Annotated in this window: 12 protein-coding genes; 5 read left to right on the top strand and 7 right to left on the bottom strand. The window is 45.5% G+C overall.

The genetic code is table 11. The annotated features are described in order from the left end of the window. Positions 1–2 precede the first annotated feature (2 nt). The 7 genes from ACYVAA_RS10275 to ACYVAA_RS10245 all read right to left on the bottom strand — a co-directional run bounded on the left by ACYVAA_RS10275 (position 3) and on the right by ACYVAA_RS10245 (position 9,440). Positions 3–3,530 carry a SusC/RagA family TonB-linked outer membrane protein gene (locus ACYVAA_RS10275; RefSeq protein ID WP_460541221.1) on the bottom strand — a complete coding sequence of 1,176 codons (3,528 nt, stop codon included), beginning with the start codon at positions 3,528–3,530 and terminating at the stop codon, positions 3–5. 124 nt (positions 3,531–3,654) lie between these two features. Next, entirely contained in the window at positions 3,655–4,638 is a 984-nt protein-coding gene (locus ACYVAA_RS10270) for a FecR family protein (protein ID WP_460541219.1), read from the bottom strand. Positions 4,639–4,751: 113 nt separating this feature from the next. Then, complete coding sequence (locus tag ACYVAA_RS10265; protein ID WP_460541217.1) at positions 4,752–5,330, bottom strand: RNA polymerase sigma factor; 579 nt, start codon at positions 5,328–5,330, stop codon at positions 4,752–4,754. Positions 5,331–5,431: 101 nt separating this feature from the next. Then, the gene (locus tag ACYVAA_RS10260) at positions 5,432–6,295 is read right to left on the bottom strand and encodes a transglutaminase family protein (RefSeq protein WP_460541214.1); all 864 of its coding nucleotides are present in this window, start codon (positions 6,293–6,295) and stop codon (positions 5,432–5,434) included. Beyond that, positions 6,285–7,028 (bottom strand): peptidase, encoded by a 744-nt coding sequence (locus ACYVAA_RS10255; protein ID WP_460541212.1) that lies wholly within the window; start codon positions 7,026–7,028, stop codon positions 6,285–6,287. Before ACYVAA_RS10255 ends, ACYVAA_RS10260 begins: the two co-directional genes overlap by 11 nt. A gap of 2 nt (positions 7,029–7,030) precedes the next feature. Further along, on the bottom strand, positions 7,031–8,005 hold the full coding sequence (locus tag ACYVAA_RS10250; RefSeq protein ID WP_460541210.1) for an alpha-E domain-containing protein: 975 nt from the start codon (positions 8,003–8,005) through the stop codon (positions 7,031–7,033). Between the two features lie 10 nt (positions 8,006–8,015). Further along, positions 8,016–9,440 carry a circularly permuted type 2 ATP-grasp protein gene (locus tag ACYVAA_RS10245; RefSeq protein WP_460541208.1) on the bottom strand — a complete coding sequence of 475 codons (1,425 nt, stop codon included), beginning with the start codon at positions 9,438–9,440 and terminating at the stop codon, positions 8,016–8,018. 387 nt (positions 9,441–9,827) lie between these two features. On the opposite strand from ACYVAA_RS10245, the gene ACYVAA_RS10240 reads away from it, so the two are divergent. From ACYVAA_RS10240 to ACYVAA_RS10220, 5 genes are all read left to right on the top strand, one after another. After that, positions 9,828–10,493, top strand: a complete 666-nt coding sequence (locus tag ACYVAA_RS10240) for an RNA polymerase sigma factor (protein WP_460541205.1) — start codon at positions 9,828–9,830, stop codon at positions 10,491–10,493. A gap of 525 nt (positions 10,494–11,018) precedes the next feature. Beyond that, on the top strand, positions 11,019–12,062 hold the full coding sequence (locus ACYVAA_RS10235; RefSeq protein WP_460541203.1) for a FecR family protein: 1,044 nt from the start codon (positions 11,019–11,021) through the stop codon (positions 12,060–12,062). A gap of 45 nt (positions 12,063–12,107) precedes the next feature. After that, positions 12,108–15,482, top strand: coding sequence for a SusC/RagA family TonB-linked outer membrane protein (locus ACYVAA_RS10230; RefSeq protein WP_460541201.1), 3,375 nt, complete (start codon positions 12,108–12,110; stop codon positions 15,480–15,482). A 12-nt stretch (positions 15,483–15,494) separates the two neighbouring features. Beyond that, positions 15,495–17,126, top strand: coding sequence for a RagB/SusD family nutrient uptake outer membrane protein (locus ACYVAA_RS10225; protein ID WP_460541199.1), 1,632 nt, complete (start codon positions 15,495–15,497; stop codon positions 17,124–17,126). A gap of 32 nt (positions 17,127–17,158) precedes the next feature. Then, positions 17,159–18,286, top strand: coding sequence for a SusE domain-containing protein (locus tag ACYVAA_RS10220; RefSeq protein WP_460541197.1), 1,128 nt, complete (start codon positions 17,159–17,161; stop codon positions 18,284–18,286). The last annotated feature ends 131 nt before the right edge of the window (positions 18,287–18,417 follow it).

Raw genomic sequence — 18,417 nt, 5'->3', positions numbered from 1 at the left:
TTTTAGAAGGTAATAGAAAGTCCCAAGGTCACACTTTTAAGGATAGGGTAGTTGTTTCCGTTTCCGGAAGTACCGGAAGTCAAGACCAGATCTGATGGTCCGGTGCTTTCCACATCCATGTTTTTGGTGACCTTGTACAGTGGTGACCAGGTCAATAGGTTCTCACCGGAAAGGTAAACCCTTGCGCCAGCCATTTTAAACTTCGAAGCAACATGTGTAGGAAGGTTATAGCCCACCTGAATGTTTTTCATTCTTAGGTAAGCGATACTTTGCAGATAACGTGTTTGGGTGGAAGAAAGGGAACGGTTACTGCCAATGGCGCTATATCCTCTATATCTTGGGAAATAGGCATCAGGATTGTCCTCGGACCAGATATTGCCGATCATTGATTTTGGAATATCGTTGTAAGGTCGGTTGTACTGTCCCCAGAAAAGTCCGGCCTCACCCCCTGGCCACCAATCTCTTTTGCCTACGCCTTGGAAGAAGGAGCTGAAAAAGAAATTGTTCCAGCTGAGGTCCACATTAAATCCATAAGTATACCTTGGTGTGGAGTTCCCGATGATAGTTTGGTCACCAGGATTGTCTACCGTATTGAGCCCTTTGTTGATTACCCCGTCACCATTGAGGTCTTGAAATTTAATGTCCCCAGGGAGCGTGGTTCTGCTGGTGGAAGATTGGATATAGGATTGGTCTGCATGGGAATTGATGTCTTCCATGGATTCGAAAAGCCCCTCAGTCACATATCCCCATATTTCACCCACCTTCATGCCTTCATAGTAATCAGTTAGTCGCTTGTCCGGATTGTTATATTTGGTAATGGTGGAGCTGTAATCCGCCATAAAGAATTTTACCCCATAGTTCAAAGGCTTGGAGCCCATAGTAAGCTGATCTTTCCAACCGATAACGAATTCCCATCCCTTGGTGCGTAGATCGGCATAGTTGCCTTTCGGAACACTGGTGCCAAAGACGGCAGGAAGGGAATTGCCCACGGTAAACATATCCGTGGTATTTCTCACATAAGCATCACCTGTGACGGTCAGCCTATTTCTCAGCATGCCCAAATCAATACCAATATTGGCAGTAGTGGATGTCTCCCAGGTCAGGCCATCAGGAAGAACTCCGGGCTGTCCGGTATACTGTGGTCTGACCCCATTGAGAATCCTACCGGATTGGGAAATGGAAAACAGTTCCTGGAAGGCATAGGAACTGATGTTTCCGTTGCCTAGGGAACCATAGGATGCCCTGAATTTCAGGTTGGAAATCACATTATCCGGAAGGGTGAAGAAGGATTCATCTGAAGCCCTCCAGCCAGCGGATAAAGAAGGGAAGAAAGCATACCGTTGATTTTCTGGAAACTTGGATGAACCGTCATAGCGCCCATTGATTTCCAGAAGGTATTTACCTGCATAGTCATAGTTTACCCGGAAGAAACCTCCCTGAATGTCCCATCTTTCCCATCCGCCGTTGGTGGTGATGGACTGTCCCAATGCCAGGTTGATGTCCTGGGCATCTTCATAGATCAATCCGTTTCTTTGGGCTGTAAGGCTGCTATAAGAGGAGGTTTCATAGTTATAGCCTACCAAACCTTTTAGGTAGTGGTTTCCCGTCAATTTGGGTTCGTATTCCGCATAAATATTGGTGGCCAAGTACCTGGTTTCTGAACGGCTATTGCGGATATCATTGGTGTTGTTGCCCACGTATTCGATTACCCCCTGGCTTCGGCTATAGGGAACCGGTACACGGATACGTTGCTCGTTGTTCTGGACATCCTGAAAGGTGAAGTTGCCCCTCACGCGCAGGGTATTGTCCAGGAATTCTGAACTGAAACTGGTGATGTTCTTGATGATGCTTCTTTCGGTGTCGATACCGTTTTTACCATAATAGAAATCACCGACGGTATAAGCGGCAGAGTAGGAAAGTGTACCGTCAGGGTTTAATAAGGGAGCCAAAGGATGGCCCTCATCGGCAATATTTCGCCAGATACTTCCTCCCTCGCCTACATTCAGGGGATTGTGGTATTGTCTGAAGGAATATTCAGTGTTGTTCTCTACCTTTAGCCAGTCGGTCATTTCCATGGAGCCTTTGGCGCGGAAGTTATACATGCGGAAGTCATCGGAGTTGTATTTGAACAAGCCTTCCTGATCAAAGAATCTACCCGTAATATAGTATCCAGTCTTTCCGCTGCTTCCTGACAAGGAGAGGTTGTGCTCCATGGCCAAAAGGCTTTTCTTATAAAGTTCCCCGTAATAATCGGTACTGCCGTAATAGATATACTCTCCGTTAGGGCCTACTTCGATGTCCGGTAAACTTGGGTCTTCGGATCTCCTTTTGAGTTCAGCCAGGTATTCTTGGGAAAAAGGAAGGGTTTTGTTGGCGTTTTGGGGAGTCTGGGAATAGTCATTCCAAGCCGTCCAGGCTTCATTGAACATGCTGGCCCAAGTATAGCCGTCGGTCACCAAGTCAGGAACTACCGTGGGGGATTTTATGGACCAGTTGGAAGTGTAGGTCAGGGACATTTTATCCTTGGAAGGGCTTTTTGTAGTGATCAGGATGACACCAAAAGCTCCTCTGGCTCCATAGATGGAGGCGGCAGAGGCGTCTTTCAAGACCGAAATACTTTCTATATCGGAGGGGTTGATCATAGAAGGGTCGCCTTCCACGCCATCTATCAGTACCAGGGCATTTCCTCCCTGACCGATCGAAGTGGTGCCCCGGATATTAAAAGAAGGGGACTGGGTAGGTTTTCCATCTTGAATATTGATGTTCAGGTTGGGAATGGCCCCTTGAAGCCCCTGGGCAATATTGGGGACAGGACGGTTTTCAAAGACCTCTCCTGTTACCTGATCCACCGCACCGGTAAGGTTTACTTTTTTCTGGGTTCCATATCCCACTACGACCACTTCTTCCAGTTCATTGGAGATAAGCTGGAACTGGATGGGGGCTTCTGTAATGGTCATCGTCCCCATTTGGTAGCCCAGGTAACTGGCTGTAATGGTTTTTCCCAGTAGATCTTCAGGGATCTCCAGGGCCCAGTTGCCATCCAGGTCAGTAGCGACGCCAAGTCCAGCACCCTCAATAAAAACAGAAGCACCTACGATAGGTTCTCCGGAGTCCTTATCCTTTACCGTTCCTGTGATCTTGATGTTGATCTCTATGGCCTTCGCCGTTCGGTTTTTTTCTTCCTTTCTGACGGCAATGGATTCGTTTACCTGTCTGAAGCTGAGTCCCGTTTGTCGGGCAATATCATACAAAAGGCTTTCAAGATCCGATGATCCCTTTACCTGTATGGTCTCCCGAACTTCTGAAAGGTTAGGGTTGTAGTGAAAGCGGAATTCACTCTGGGCTTCTACTTTAGAAAAAAGCAGCTTCAAAGGAATCTGACCTTTGGAAAGTTCGATCTTTGTCTCTCCCATATGTTGGGAGTAGCTTTCATGTGCCAGGGCCAGGTTGCTCAGGCAATACATGAGGGTTCCGATGATTAAGAGATTCGCTGTTGATTTCAAAACAATGCGAAGTAGTTTTTTTTTCATAACTTTGATTAATAAAAGGTTACTTCCTTGTTGCTACATGGTCGAAGATGGAAGCAGCGAGGAAAAATCATTTCATCTTTTGAATCCGGTGATATGCCCTTATCCCGGATTCGTTTTTTTTAGCTTAAGGTGTATGACAGTTTTTTGCGTTGATGATTACTTCATGTTCATTTATTGTATAGTGGATGTTCAGTGCATATTGGATGATGTCCAGGGCATTTTTCAGGGAGGTGTTTTTAAATTCCCCGCTGAACCTGCAGTCCTTCCCCCCTTGGTTGATGAGTTTAAATTCAATGTCAAACCATTGGGAGAATTCATGGACCACTTCTTCCATACTGGCATTCTGGAAATTTAAAATCCCACTTCTCCATTTTAGTACCTCTTCTTTATCAAAGGAAATGATGGATGAAAAACCCTGGCCTTTTTGCCAGCTGGCTTCCTGGTTTTGAGTGAGCAGGATTTTGTGCTTGTTGGAAGCGTTTTCCGTTACCTCTACTTTGCCCGTGAAAACAGAGATTTTGGGGGATTCCCCCGGGTAAGCGTTGATGTTAAAGGAGGTGCCCAAAACAGTGGTTTTTAGCTCACCTGTAGTAATGATGAAGGGTTTATGAGGATTCCGGTAGACATCAAAAAAGGCCTCTCCCGATAATGTTACTGATCGGGTTTTTCCAAACTTTTCTGGGTAGGAAAGTTTGGAACCTGTTCCCAACCAGATCTTGGAGCTGTCAGGCAGGGTGAAGCTGCTCACTTGTCCCCGCTGGTTGCTGACGGTTAGCATCTTGACCGTTTCACTGACGTGTTCTTTGGGCATCCAAAAGTGCAGGCTGATCAAGCCCGCAATCAAGAGACAAGCGGCAATTTTTGACAGGCTGGCCCAAGGAAAGTTGTTTTGGTTCATCGGCACCACCCTCCGGGCTTTGGAGGGTATTTCTGCTTGGATGGTTTTCCAAGTAGCTTCCTTAATGTGCTGCTGATCTTTTGTCGATAGTTGGGGTGGCGCTAAATGCCGAGCCTCATACCATCGATTGAGTGACTTGAGTTCTTCATCATTAATGGTGCTATTAAAAAGCTTTCCAATAAGTTTATTCCAATATCGATTGATTTCCATTTTTTATGCCTTTCATAAGTAAGAGTATGGAAAAGGCCATGATGTCTATTGGAAAGTGTTTATCGAATCGTTAAGAAAACAAGTGTGAAGGGTAATTTGTGGGTAATGTGGGCTCAGTTGCAGTAAAGGAAAAACAAGGCCACCAAACTGAATTCCTCGGCCAGTTGATCTTTGAAGATTTCTCTTGCTTTGGATAGTTGGTTCCTGACCGTGGAGTGTGAGATTTTGAAATTTTGGGCGATTTCTTCTACGGACATGTGATTTACTTTGTTCATGATAAAAATCTCCCGACATCTGGGGGGCAAGGTCTCCGTAATGACCTCGATTTTTTCATAAAGCTCGTTAAACTCCATGATGGAAAAGCCGTGTTCTTCGTGGGAAGGCTCTGAGTAGGTATTGGTCTCTAGGGATGTTATGTTTTGCTTGTTTTTCTGGACAAGTTTAAAAAAACCGTACTTGACCATGGTGGCCAGATAGTTTCTTAAGCCCGTTTTTATCTCTATGGAATGCTTGTATTTCCAGAGGCTGATAAAAACTTCCTGCGCCAGATCTTGGGCCAAGTCGGGACTTTTGGTTTTTTGTAGGGCAAGATGGAACATTTCTTCCCAGTAAAGGTCGAAAATCTTTTGAAAAGCCCTTTGGTCATTTTTCAGGGCCATCGATTCAAAAAGCTCGGTGTCGCTTGTTGCCATGCTCATGGAAGTATAGAATAGTTCAAATTTATAGACAGCAACAGCAGCTTGTGCAAAAAACACCGTTAAGAAAAAGTTAAGCTATACACAAGGCAGCAGGTTTACACAGGCTTGATTTCCACAAAACTGCTCAATTGGGAGCTGCCGTTTCCGCTATAGGTGCCCGATACAGGCAGGGTGAGATGGGGCAGGTAGCTGCTGGCCAAAGGAATATAAAAGGCATCGGTCAGTAGTCCCAGACTGGGGTCAATGCCGATCCATCCGGCACCGGGGCAAAAGGCTTCCACCCAGGCATGCAGTTCGTGGTTTTCTTCCAGTTCCGGATTATAGGCATAGCCGCTGACAAACCGGCTGGCGATTCCTTCTCCCCGGAGTATATTGATCAACAGCCAGGCAAGGTCCCTACAGGAGCCCCTTTGTTCGGACAAGGTCTTTTCAGGAGACCATATTCCAGGGGCTTCACGGGTAATATAGTTACAGATTCTATGGAGGTGGGCGGTCAGCTCTACCAAAAATGTCACGATTCCATTGCTCCCTTGTTTGATGTCTTTGGCAAAACCATTGATAAAAGGGGAAGGGCTATGCTGAAGGAAAGGTTGCAAAAATGGCAACTGTTCTTCTGAATAGTTAAAAATAAGTTCTCCATGGGGATTAAGTTGTTCAAAATTCTCTGTTATGATAAATTCAAAAGGGTTGATAGGATAGACTGTAAGGTCTAGCTTGATGTCGATTTCAAAGCGGGTGGTGGGCATGCCAAACCAGACTTGCTGGAACAGGTTGCCTTCCATGTCCAATCTTTGATTGACGCCAAGCGGTGCGGGGTGGATGTCCGTCTCGATGGAATGTATATGGAAATATCTTCGGTTGGAGGGACTGAGCAGGATTTTATGTGGATTTAGAAATACCTGCTCCTGATAGGTGTATAAGGTGTGGTGATGGATTAAAAGTTTCTTTTCATCTTTCATTAACCGGAGCTTCTTTGGGTTTAAAGGCTTTGTTGAGGGCATCTGTAGGAAGCTCTGCGACAGCTTTTTTCAGTCGGCTATTCCAAAAATCAGAAATATGCACCAGTTCATTTTGTTCAAAGCGGGTTTCTTTGATGAAATATTCGTTGTTTTCCATGATTACGATGTCTATCGGAAAATCCACATCATTGGCAGAGATCCGGGTGGCATCAAAGGCCAGAAAGGCACTTTTGATGGCAAAGTCCAATGTTTCATCATAATCCAGGGAACGCCTGAGCACGGGATTGCCAAAGCCCGTATTGCCGACAATAACAAAGGGGGTTCCTTTTCGGATTTCTATCCAGTTGCCCTGGGGATAAAGCAGGTACAGTTTTGGCTCTGAATCGTCCTCCAGCTGTCCGCCGATGATGGCATGGAGATTGAAATTTAGTCCTGAATCCTCGATGTCGGGTTTGTCTTCCACGGCCACCCTTTTGATCTGTTTGCCCAGTTCATTGACCGTCTTATAGAGTTTGTTGAACTGATCGTCCTGCTGTTCGATGACTTCGGTGAAATAGGTGATCGCCTTATCGCGTACTGAACGCAGACCCGAGGTCATTACGAAAAAGGAATGTTTCTTTTTATTGACCACATAGACTTTTTTGGAGGTAGTGGTTTCGTTACCAGAGGTTATTCTAGTGTCGGAGAGGCCAATAAGACCATGTTTTGTTTTAATACCTAGGCAGAAGGTCATTTTTATTGTTGGTTTTGGGTAAAAGTGCTGTGTTTTAACTGAAAGAAATTTAACTCAATTTCGGATGAAATAATATTTATTTTTTGCTGAATTTCATCGATGGATTCATGCAGTCCTGCTTGGATGATGTCATTGATGTCGCTAAAACCTAATTTGGACCGCAGGGCACCGATTTCTTTTTCCGCGTTGTTTTTAAATTCGTTGGTCGCGGAATCGGTAATCATGTGCAGGCAGTCTTCGGCTTCTTTAAGACAGAAATAAATGGATCGTGGAAATCTCCGGTTGAAGATGAGGAATTCCACCAAGCTGCTGGATTCTATTTTTCCATACATTCTGCGGTAGGTGTTGAAGGCCGAGACAGACTTGAGCAATGCCGTCCAATGCAACAGATCCAGGGGGCTGCCCACTTCCTTGGGGGAGGGGAGCAGCATATGGTACTTGACGTCCAAAATCCTACTGGTTTTGTCGGCCCTTTCCAGGTACATGCCAAGGGTCCTGAAATACCATCCTTCCGTCCTGGCCACAGTAGTGTCTGCCAAGCCATAGAGTAGTTGGAGGTGGTTCTTTATATGTTCAAAAAAGCTTCGTGGATCTTTCTTGTCCCAGATTTTTCTCTCGCTGGCATTATTGATGAAGTGGTACAGCTCATTGATTTTTTCCCAAGTTTCTTTGCTGAGGTTTTCCCGGATGATCCGGGCATTTTCCCGCGCATAGGTAAGTGAAGAAACGATCGAATTGGGATTGGACCTATCCAAGGTCATGAAATGAATGACCGATCTCTTATCAAAATCATCGAACTTTTCAGCATACAGCTCCCGGTCTCCGGTGGCAAAGACCAGCGGTTCCCATTGGGCCTTCATTCCGGGGGGGAGGTCCAGCATCAAGTTGAAGTTGACATCAATAAAGCGGGCATAATTTTCAGCCCTTTCCAGGTATCTTCCCAGCCAGTATATGGAATTTGCAACGCGACTTAACATAGTAGATGATTTAATATAAAACCCAAGTATCCTTACTTCCTCCTCCTTGGGAGCTGTTCACTACCAAGGATCCCTTTTTGAGGGCCACTCTGGTGAGTGCTCCGGGGACCACATCGATTTCCTGGCCGTAGAGGACATAGGGACGCAGGTCTACATGTCTGCACTCGATGTTGTCTTCTGTAAGGGTGGGGACAGTGGACAAAGAAAGGGTGGGTTGAGCGATATAATTATTGGGATTATCTGTGATGAGTTTTTTGAATTTTTCATGCTCCTCTTTGGTGGCTTTGGGGCCAATAAGCATCCCATAGCCCCCCGCGGCATTGGTTTCTTTGACGACAAGCTCGTTAATATGGTCCAGCACATATTGGCGCTCCTCTGGTTTTCTGCAGAGATAGGTCGGCACATTGTTTAAGATGGGCGCCTCATTGAGGTAGTATTGGATGATGTCCGGTACATAGGCATAGACGGCTTTGTCGTCCGCCACGCCGGTTCCGGGGGCATTGGCTAAGGCGATATTGCCAGCCCTGTAGGCATCAAAAAGCCCCTTTACCCCCAAGAGGGAGTCTGGGTTGAAGGCAAGTGGATCCAAAAAGGTATCGTCAATTCGCCGATACAGCACATCTATAGAAGCATAGCCTTGGGTGGTCTGCATGTAGACCCTGTTGTCCTCGACCACCAGGTCCTGCCCGGTAACCAACTCAGCGCCCATTTGCAACGCCAGGTAAGAGTGTTCGAAGTAGGCAGAATTATAAATGCCCGGGGTCAAAACACCCACTACAGGTTTTTCCCTGTCGGAGAGGTGCTGGAGCATTTGAAGCAAACGGGTGGGATAATTGGAGACAGGCATGACACCGGCCTTGTTGATGATGTTGGGAAAGGCTTTTTTGATGATCTCCCGACTCTCTAGCATATAGGAGACCCCTGATGGACAGCGGAGGTTGTCTTCCAATACAAAGTACTCCCCGTTTTTGTCGCGGATAAGGTCAGTGCCTGTAATGTGGCACCAAATCCCTTTGGGTGGGGTCAGCCCCATGCAGGGTTTCAGGAAATCCTTGCTGTTTTCGATCAGGTCTCTAGGAACGATGCCCTCCTTTAAGATTTCCTGCTCATTGTAGATGTCCTGGATAAACATATTGAGGGCATTTACCCGCTGTTTTAACCCCGCTTCCAATTTTAGCCATTCCTGGTTGGCAATTATCCTGGGAATAATGTCCAAATGCAGGATTTTTTCAAGCCCTTCTTCATTATGGTACACGTTGAAGGTCATGCCCATGGCCAGCTGCGTTTTGTTGGCCGAAAACTGCAACTGCTTGAGCTTTTTGGGAGGGGTCTTTTTGAGCAATTTCTCAATATAATGATAATGCTCCCTACAGCTGCCATCTGAATGGAACATTTCATCAAAGAGACCGGCACATTGATAGTTGCTTAAATCCATATTAGGGTCTGATTTGAGTTAGAAAAAAGTGCTTTTATAATTTACTAAAAGTGAAGCTAGAAACAAATAATTTTGATATAGGACGTGCTGGTTTAACTGACTTCTTTCATAAATCACCCGCATTGCTCTTTATCCGCTCTTACTCGTTGTTTTGCCAATTGGGGATCGTTATTCAATGAAGTTTGCGTGGGGCCATGTCCTGACACGAATAAGGTAAAGCCTTTCTTTTAGTTAACTAAAATGGTTTAGCATTTGCAAGTTGTAGATTGAATTTGTAAGTTTAGCCTGTTTACTTAAAAGTATCCGATGTCCATTGGATAGCCTGGGAGGTCTGGATGCTTGGTGTGCTTGTATATCAAGACAATTAACAATAACCCTAACCCACGAATGGTACCTAACCGATCAGTTGAAGATTTTTCAATTTCAGGAAGCAAGTTGAACCCAGAGAAGTCCTTCGATCTCCAGCATGAGCAGGAATCCGGCGTATGGAGGGAATTTCAGCAGGGCAGTGAATTGGCTTTGGCTAAGATTTTTAATGCCTATGCCCACAATTTATTTAACTATGGCCGACAGTTTACATCACATGAAGATTTGGTAAACGATGCGATTCAAGATGTGTTTTATCAGTTGATAAAGAGCAAGGATAAAATTTCTACCGCAAATTCTATCAAATATTATTTGTTCAGTAGTTTTAGAAGGAGGCTGTTGCGTCTTCTGAAGCAGAAGAGAAAACTGGTATGTGAGGAAGAGCTTGAAAAGGAAGGGGGATTTTTAATGAGCATTGACCCTGATTATCATTCCATTCAGACCATGTTTACCATAGACCAGAAAAAAATTCTTGAAGAGGCCTGTAATCAGCTTCCTCTAAGGCAACGGGAGGTGCTTTCTTTGTATTTTTTTGAGGGATTGTCCTATAAAGAGATCGCCAATGTCATGGAACTTTCGCAGGTAAAATCAGCCAGAAAGTTATTGTACAGGGCACTTGATAGCCTGCACTTGCGCCTACACAAACACAAGGATATTTTAAGGGTTTTGTTTCTCTTTGTGGGCTAATGAAAAAGAAGTTTAAAACCTGCTTCTGAAAAGAATAACATCAATTAGGTTTTGGAAAGTTTTTGGGCGTAAAGAATATTATTTTTATGTGTATCCGCAATGTTACATGTAACCAAATTTTATAAGGTTCTTATTGTTTTCTGTTCTTTTCCATCGATGAAAAGAACCAAAAATCTAGGCCACGGAGCCTTCTTCAAATTGAGCAAATTGGTTTTCGATTTCGAACAGTTAGCCTCAATTTGATTTTGTACCATTTGCTGTAGACTAAAAATGAGTGGATCTCGCTCGTCCACTTCGCGAGCTAACTCATTTTCTTAACGCCTCCATCAAATGTCCCAAAACCGAATGCTCCAAAGGCCATCAGAAGGATTTCTGTTAAGTATTTTGTTCTATTAATGCTACGTGCAAAATCCAGGATAGCCAGATCTTTTAAAAATTAATCGATTTGACTGGGGTCACATTTCTAGGTGTTGTCTCTTATTGAATATAAGAACAAAGGAAGCTTTCCAATAACCTGAATTGTCGATGAATTTTGATCCAAACACAGAAGCTGATTTTCTGAAGCATCCACTTTTTTTAAAGTGGATAAAAGCCCCTAATACAGAACTGGACAGGTTTTGGAGTGCATGGAGCAAGAAGCATCCCGAAAAGCAGGAGATGATGCTAAAGGCGAAGGAACTTTCAAAAACCTTGGTCTGGAAGAATACCTATTCCATGGGCCATGAGGATTACAATAGGATGCTGGACAATCTTATCCTGTTCAATTCAAAATGGGAGCAGGAACAAAAAATTAAGAAGATAAATAAGGTAAGCGGGGCTACTCAGCTTAAGTGGTGGTTCGCTACAGCCGCCTCCTTGTTACTGTTCGGTTTTTTGACGCTTAGTTATTTGAAATTTGGGAAGGATTTAGAAAACCGTTCATCTGAAATCACCTGGATCACCAAAACTGCCTCCAAAGGCATGAAGAAAATTGTCCGTTTGCCGGATGGCTCTGAAATAACCCTTAATTCTGATAGCGAAATCCGGTATCCTTCCAATTTCGATGAAGAGCGAAGGGTGGAGCTGTTGGGACAGGCATTTTTTGAAGTGGTGAAAAACCCTGATTTACCTTTTACGGTGCTAAGTGGGAAGCTAAAAACCACTGTTTTGGGAACTTCTTTTGACGTGAGCGCTTATCCTGAGGATACTGAATTTCATGTGGCAGTGGTGACTGGAAAAGTCAAAGTGGATACAGAGAATGGTGTATCTACCACGATTACCCCCGAGGAAGCCACTTTTTACGATACCAAAAAACAGTCGCTTACGAAGGGCTCTTATGATTACAATCATCTGATCGGTTGGAAAGAGCGGATTCTTAAATTCCAGGAGGAGCCTTATGCACGTGTTTTTGAGCGGCTCTCCAGATGGTACAATGTAAGCTTTGATTTTGAGGGAGGAACCGCTTTTTCAGGGAAATACAGCGGCGAGTTTACGAATGAAAGCCTTGAGAATGTACTTAAAGGTATGCAGTATTCTCTAGGTTTTGACTATGAGATAAAGGACCGAAAAGTAAAAATCAATCAAAAATAAAGGGTATCGGTGCCGGTACCCATCAGTTAAATTAATCCCAAAATAATGAAAGAAAAACTACTCGTTTACAGGAGGAAGTTACTCTGGCGCTGTTTTCTCTGTCTGGTATTGCTTACGGCAGGGAAGATGGCTGGCCAGGAAGCTTTCGCAAACCAGCAAAAAGATCTGGAGAGCGTCATAGTGAGCATCAGCATGGATGACGCTCCGGTAGAAAAGGTCTTAAGAAGCCTTGAACAAAAGACGGATTTTAGATTCGCTTACGACTTGGACCAGGTGAGAAACACACCGCTGGTCAGTATCAAGGCTGACAAACAATCCCTTCTTACCGTACTGGAGGATATTTCTTCCAAGACCCAACTGACTTTTAAGCAGATCAACAGGACGATTCATGTTATGCGATCTTCAAGTTCCCAAAAGGGGGACAAAGGTCCGGAGAAGCTTGACCTGATAAGGGTCAGTGGACAGGTGATGGACGATAGCGGCGAGCCCCTTCCGGGAGCTTCTGTGATTGTCGATGGGCAGCCAAGCCTTGGAACCGTAACGGATATTGACGGGATCTACTCCATTGAGGTGGCAGAGGGAGCGACATTGGTGTTTTCCTATATTGGATTTGAATCCAAAAAAATCGTAGTAGGGGCACAGAGTACCATCAATGTAACCCTTAGCATGAGCACTTCTTCCCTCGAAGAGGTGGTGGTCGTAGGATATGGCACACAGAAAAAGCTCAGTGTGGTAGGGGCTGTGGATCAGGTAGGTCAAGAGAAACTGGAAGGACGGCCCGTGGCCACCATGAGCCAGGCCTTACAGGGGGTTTCTGCCAATCTGATTGTCCAGCAGCGGAATTCTGAGCCCGGCGCAGGAATCAACCTTAACATTAGGGGGATCAGTACCCTGGGAGATAATAGCCCCTTGATTGTAATTGACGGTGTTATGGGAGGGGATATCAACCTGCTCAACCCATCGGATATAGAAAGTGTATCGGTACTGAAAGATGCAGGAAGTGCAGCGATATATGGTAGTAGGGCAAATAATGGTGTAGTGTTGATCACGACCAAGCAAGGAAAGAAGAACGCCAAGGCCAAAGTAACCTATAACGGCTTGGTAGGGGTGAATACCCCCCAATTCTTTACCAGTCCTGTGCATGGTTATCAAAATGCCATGTTAAGAAATGAATCGGCCTTCAACGCCGGCAGGAGCGAGGCGGTATTCAGCCCGGGAGAAATCCGTCAAATCAGGGAAAATGGGGATACAGAATGGTTTGCCAAGGAGATTTTCAAAAATGCGGTACAACAAAACCATAACCTCTCCGTGTCGGGAGGAAGTGAAAATACCACCTACCTTGTCTCTGCAGGATATACCGACCAGCGAAGTAACTTTGTAGGCCCTGAAAAAGGATATTCCAGGTACAATTTCCGAATGAACTTAAGCAATGAATTTGGTAGATTTAAACTGGACTCCAGGCTGGCCTATACCAGAAGACTGATCAGTGACCACTCTTACTCCAGTGGTACATTGATGGCGGATGCCAACAGGGTTCCCCTATATTACACCCAAAAAGATACTTCTGGAAGGTTTTTGACCAATGACATTCTTCAGGAATTTAACCCCTTGGGTATTTTGGAAGAAGGTGGCTTCAGAGAACACACCGATGATAATGTGTTTGGTAATATTAGCGGTGAACTCAAATTGACCAATGACCTGAAAATGCGTGGGGTGTTTGGGTTTAATATGTATTCCAATAATCAGTATTCAAGGACCAAGCAAGTGAATTTTTATCCACGAGGTGTGTATGGCGGGGACCGAAATACCAATGACATTAACCGGAAAGGCCTGGACTTGAATACCCAATTGATGATGCAGTACGATAAGGTGTTTTCGGAGCTTCATCAGCTCAATGCCTTAGTAGGAGTGTCCAACGAAAACCACAGTGATAGGGGGATTGCCATTTACAAGCGTTTTACTGACCCAGAATTGGGAACACCGGTAACCGAAACGGTCATCAATCCAGACTCATATAACTCTAATCAAAGTTCGTCTGAAAACAGTCTGAATTCCCTTTTTGGGCGGGTATCATCCGATTATGACAAAAAATACCTAGCAGAATTAAGCTTCCGCTACGACGGTTCTTCCAAGTTCCGCGAAGGAAAAAGATGGGGCTTTTTCCCTTCTGCTTCCCTAGGGTACCGACTTTCGGAAGAGGCCTTTATGAGAAGTTATCGTGACCGCTATGGGGAGGTAAAGTTAAGAACTTCCTATGGGGTGTTGGGCAATCAAAATGTGGGTAATTACCAATACCAGACCACCTTTTTTACTTTCCAAAATGCCTATGGCTTTAATAATGCCGCTGTCGGAGGGACAGGTTTCAACTACGCCAATCCCAATATCCAGTGGGAGCGGGCAGCCACTTTCAATATTGGTGCTGATCTAGACTTTTTGGACGGTGCATTGACCTTGAGCCTGGATTATTTTGATAAGGTTACATCCGATATTTTGGTTCCACCGGCTGTTCCAGGGGTGTTTGGAACCTCCCTGCCTGATTTCAACAGTGGAAAAGTTGGCAATAAAGGCTGGGAAATCACCACGACTTACCGTCATAGGGGGGAGTTGTTTGAGCATACTTTTTCTTTCAATCTGGCCGACTCCAAAAACAAAGTATTGGATTTTCAGGGAGAAGAAAGGCTTACCGGAGTGGAGGAACTTCAAGTGCTGTTGAAAGAGGGGTATCCTTTCAATTCCTATGTGGGTCTGAAAAGGGATGGCTATTTCCAGAACATTGACGAAGTGGAAAACGGTGCCAAGCCTGAAGGGCTGAACGTACAGCCTGGGGACAACCGCTATGTGGACGTAGATGGCAACGGCATCATCAACGATGATGACAAATACGTCTTTGGCAATCCTTTTCCGAGAATGACCTTTGGGCTGACCTATAATGTCAGGGTGAAGGGCTTTGATTTAAATGTTTTTGCGCAGGGTGTGGGTAGAAGAACCATGATGATCCGTGGGGAAATGGTAGAGCCTTTCCATTTCAATTATGGCATGACCATGTATGAGCATCAATTGGATTACTGGACGCCACAAAATCCGGACGCCCGTTATCCAAGATTGGCGGATAACGGTAGCCAGTCCAATACCAATAATTTTAGAAGAGGCTCTGATATGTACTTATTTGATGGGGCTTACCTCCGGTTAAAAAATGTGCAGGTGGGGTATACTTTACCTCGAGGATTGGCTGAAAAGCTGGGCATGCAAAACTGCAGGGCTTACCTCTCCGGTCAAAACCTGTTTACCCTTTCCAAGGTGGATTTTGTGGATCCGGAATTATCGGAATTTGACAACAGCATGAGAAGCGGCGGAGCCAACAGTGCCCGGGCTTATCCCACCATGGTGTATTACGGTTTTGGATTGGATATCACCTTTTAATGACCTCAAAAAATGAAAAAACTAAGTAACTATACAATCATTCTATCGGCATGCTGTACGATGCTCTGGACAGGCTGTAAGGAGTTGGACTTGGCTCCAGAAAACACCTTTACAGACCTGACCTACTGGACTTCAGAGGCCAAAGCGCAAAGCATGCTGAATACCGCCTATTCGCAGATGTTTGACAGCAACCGCTTTTTTTATAATGAGGGGGCGTCTGACAATGCGTATAATGGTCGGGGTGACAATGCCGGAGCGGCTTCACTTGCCGCCGGGACTTATGATCCTTCCTTAGGCCGTTTGCAGAGTCAGTGGGACAATAATTACGGCGCCATCAAAACCTGTAATATCCTATTGGAAAATATAGACAAGGTGGAGGATATGGATGAAGCTGTGCGCGAGCGCATGAAAGGGGAGGCCCGATTTATCCGTGCTTACCAGCATTTTCAATTGATGACCTGGTTTGGCGATGTGCCTTTGCTGGACAGGGATATTACCATTGAGGAGGCCCAGACCATAACCAGAAGCCCAAAAAGCGAAGTGCTGGATTTTATTATTGGTGAGCTGGAGGAAGTCAGTGGGATTTTACCTTCTCAGCAGGAATTGCCCGAATCAGAAAGGGGAAGGATTACCCGTGGAGCAGCCATGGCACTCAAGGCCAGGGTACATCTTTATGAAGGGCAGTGGCAGCAAGTGGTTGCCTCTACAGAAGAATTGATTTTTGGCAATGAATATGGCAATTACGGGTTGTTCCCGTCTTATGAAGGTTTGTTCATGCCTGAAAATGAATACAACCAGGAAGATATCCTCAGCTTGCAGTATGTGCCACAGTTCCGCACTTGGGGACAGTTTTTTGACATGGCTCCTTTATCGGCAGGGGCAAGGCTAAATGCATTGGCGCCTACTCAGGAGCTGGTGGACAGCTATTTGATGGAAAATGGTTTGCCGATCCATGATCCATCATCCGGTTATGACGAGGACAAACCTTATGTTCGTCGTGATCCAAGGCTAAAAGCCACGATTGTCCATCACCTCTACGAGTGGGAGGACAATGGCCAAACACATACGATCTATATCCGACCAGGGACAGATCCTGATCCTTCTGCTCCGGATGAATACGTGCCCGGGTCTTCTTCCACCACGACCGGCTATTATACGCGGAAGTACTTTGACCCTTCCCGCATTACCCAATTTGCCTCCGGGCTAAACCTGATGCTGTTCAGGTACGCAGAGGTATTGTTGATGTATGCTGAGGCTAAAAATGAGTTGAACCAAATGGATCAAACCGCTTGGGACGAGACGATCCGTGCTATCCGTGAAAGAGCAGGCTTTGAAGCTTCCGCGGCATTGGATTTTGACGCTGACCTGGGACAAAGTGGATGGCGTGATGTGATCCGAAATGAACGCAGGGTGGAACTGGCCATGGAAGGCTTGAGGGTGTTTGATATCCGAAGATGGCGCATTGCAGAAGAGGTACTTAATGGGTGGGCACATGGTGCACAGTTTGGACCTCCTTCCGAAGACAATGGCTATTTGCGGGTCAATTTGAGGTCTTTTGACCCTTCTAAACATTACCTGTGGCCAATTCCAAGGGATGAACGCAACCAAAACCCTAACCTAAGCCAAAATCCCGGATGGGAATAAACCTGAACAATAACCTGAAAACAACAATAACAATGAAAAATATAAGTTTTAAACTCCTTTCATTTTTGATGGCACTGATGACCGTTTGGGGATGTCAGGAAGATACTGAGGTGCATACAACGGTGACACCTGTACAGAGTTTATATGCTCCGGAAAACAATGCCTACATGAATCTGGGGGCTCAGAGTGCTGCGATATTCGAGTGGGAAGCCGCAAAGGCCGCAGACAATGGGGTAGTCCTATATGATGTGGTTTTTGATGAAGAGGGAGGCGATTTTTCTGATCCTTTGTTTATCATGCCTTCAGATGGCAGGGGAATGCAAAGGACCCTCACCTTGCCATTTTCTGAGTTGAACAGAATTGCGGAAATGGCAGGTATACAGCCTGAAGGTGTGGGCAAACTCCAATGGTCGGTACAGTCTTCCAAAGGAATCAATGTGCAGGAAATTGTGGATATCAGAACCATCGAGGTGGAAAGACCTGCTGGTTTTCCTGCCCCGGATGAATTATACCTTACCGGTTCGGCCACAGAGGCCGGAGAGGATCTTTCCAATGCCATTTTGATGAAGAAGACCAGCGCCAACACATTTGAAGTTTATACTTCATTGAACGAAGGATCCTACTTCTTCGCAGAGAGAAATGCCGGCGAACCGGGCACCTATTATATCGACGGAGAAAAACTGAAAGCTGAAGGAGAAACAGCCTATACCGGGGAGGAAAAAGTGTACCGCATCAGGGTGGATTTTTCCAACGGTACTACCGAAATCAGTGAGATCGGGAATGTGGAACTTTGGTTCGCACCGGATGGCGCATTTATTACAGAACTAGCTTATGCTGCCAATGGCACCTGGGAAGTAGAGGATTTTCCGGTGGTCTTCAAGCAAGAAGGCTGGGGTAGGGATGAAAGGTATAAATTCCGTTTCATGGTGACCGATGCGGATGGCAATGGCTCGGAAGAGTGGTTTGGCAGCACCAATGGTGACAACCAACGTCCCAATGAGTCCACCGGCCCGGCGTATTGGTACATGGTGCCTGTCACGAATGACCGTTGGAACAACTGCTTCAAATTTGCCACAGAGGTGGACAATGCAGCGGCCGATATACAGATCATTTTCAATGCGGAGGTCTCCAATTACACGCATTCCGTGACCGTGGAATAAGGAGTGGAGGGCAGTCAAGCAAACCCTCATTGCATATGAGGCTTTAGCGGAATGAAGCAATCTCGGTTGTCATAGCCTAGACTGCTTCGTTCCTGATAACCATCGGGACAGGCTGTCCCTCCTACCATCAA

The organism is Echinicola sediminis (genome assembly GCF_054777495.1).
This window is presented reverse-complemented; position numbering and strand designations above follow the sequence as displayed.

Bases quoted from the DNA above. Each gene is read 5' to 3' on its own strand.
- ACYVAA_RS10265 (WP_460541217.1), bottom strand. From the start codon at position 5,330: ATGGCAACAAGCGACACCGAGCTTTTTGAATCGATGGCCCTGAAAAAT.
- ACYVAA_RS10270 (WP_460541219.1), bottom strand. From the start codon at position 4,638: ATGGAAATCAATCGATATTGGAATAAACTTATTGGAAAGCTTTTTAAT.
- ACYVAA_RS10230 (WP_460541201.1), top strand. From the start codon at position 12,108: ATGAAAGAAAAACTACTCGTTTACAGGAGGAAGTTACTCTGGCGCTGT.
- ACYVAA_RS10220 (WP_460541197.1), top strand. From the start codon at position 17,159: ATGAAAAATATAAGTTTTAAACTCCTTTCATTTTTGATGGCACTGATG.
- ACYVAA_RS10275 (WP_460541221.1), bottom strand. From the start codon at position 3,530: ATGAAAAAAAAACTACTTCGCATTGTTTTGAAATCAACAGCGAATCTC.
- ACYVAA_RS10235 (WP_460541203.1), top strand. From the start codon at position 11,019: ATGAATTTTGATCCAAACACAGAAGCTGATTTTCTGAAGCATCCACTT.
- ACYVAA_RS10225 (WP_460541199.1), top strand. From the start codon at position 15,495: ATGAAAAAACTAAGTAACTATACAATCATTCTATCGGCATGCTGTACG.
- ACYVAA_RS10245 (WP_460541208.1), bottom strand. From the start codon at position 9,440: ATGGATTTAAGCAACTATCAATGTGCCGGTCTCTTTGATGAAATGTTC.
- ACYVAA_RS10260 (WP_460541214.1), bottom strand. From the start codon at position 6,295: ATGAAAGATGAAAAGAAACTTTTAATCCATCACCACACCTTATACACC.
- ACYVAA_RS10240 (WP_460541205.1), top strand. From the start codon at position 9,828: ATGGTACCTAACCGATCAGTTGAAGATTTTTCAATTTCAGGAAGCAAG.
- ACYVAA_RS10250 (WP_460541210.1), bottom strand. From the start codon at position 8,005: ATGTTAAGTCGCGTTGCAAATTCCATATACTGGCTGGGAAGATACCTG.
- ACYVAA_RS10255 (WP_460541212.1), bottom strand. From the start codon at position 7,028: ATGACCTTCTGCCTAGGTATTAAAACAAAACATGGTCTTATTGGCCTC.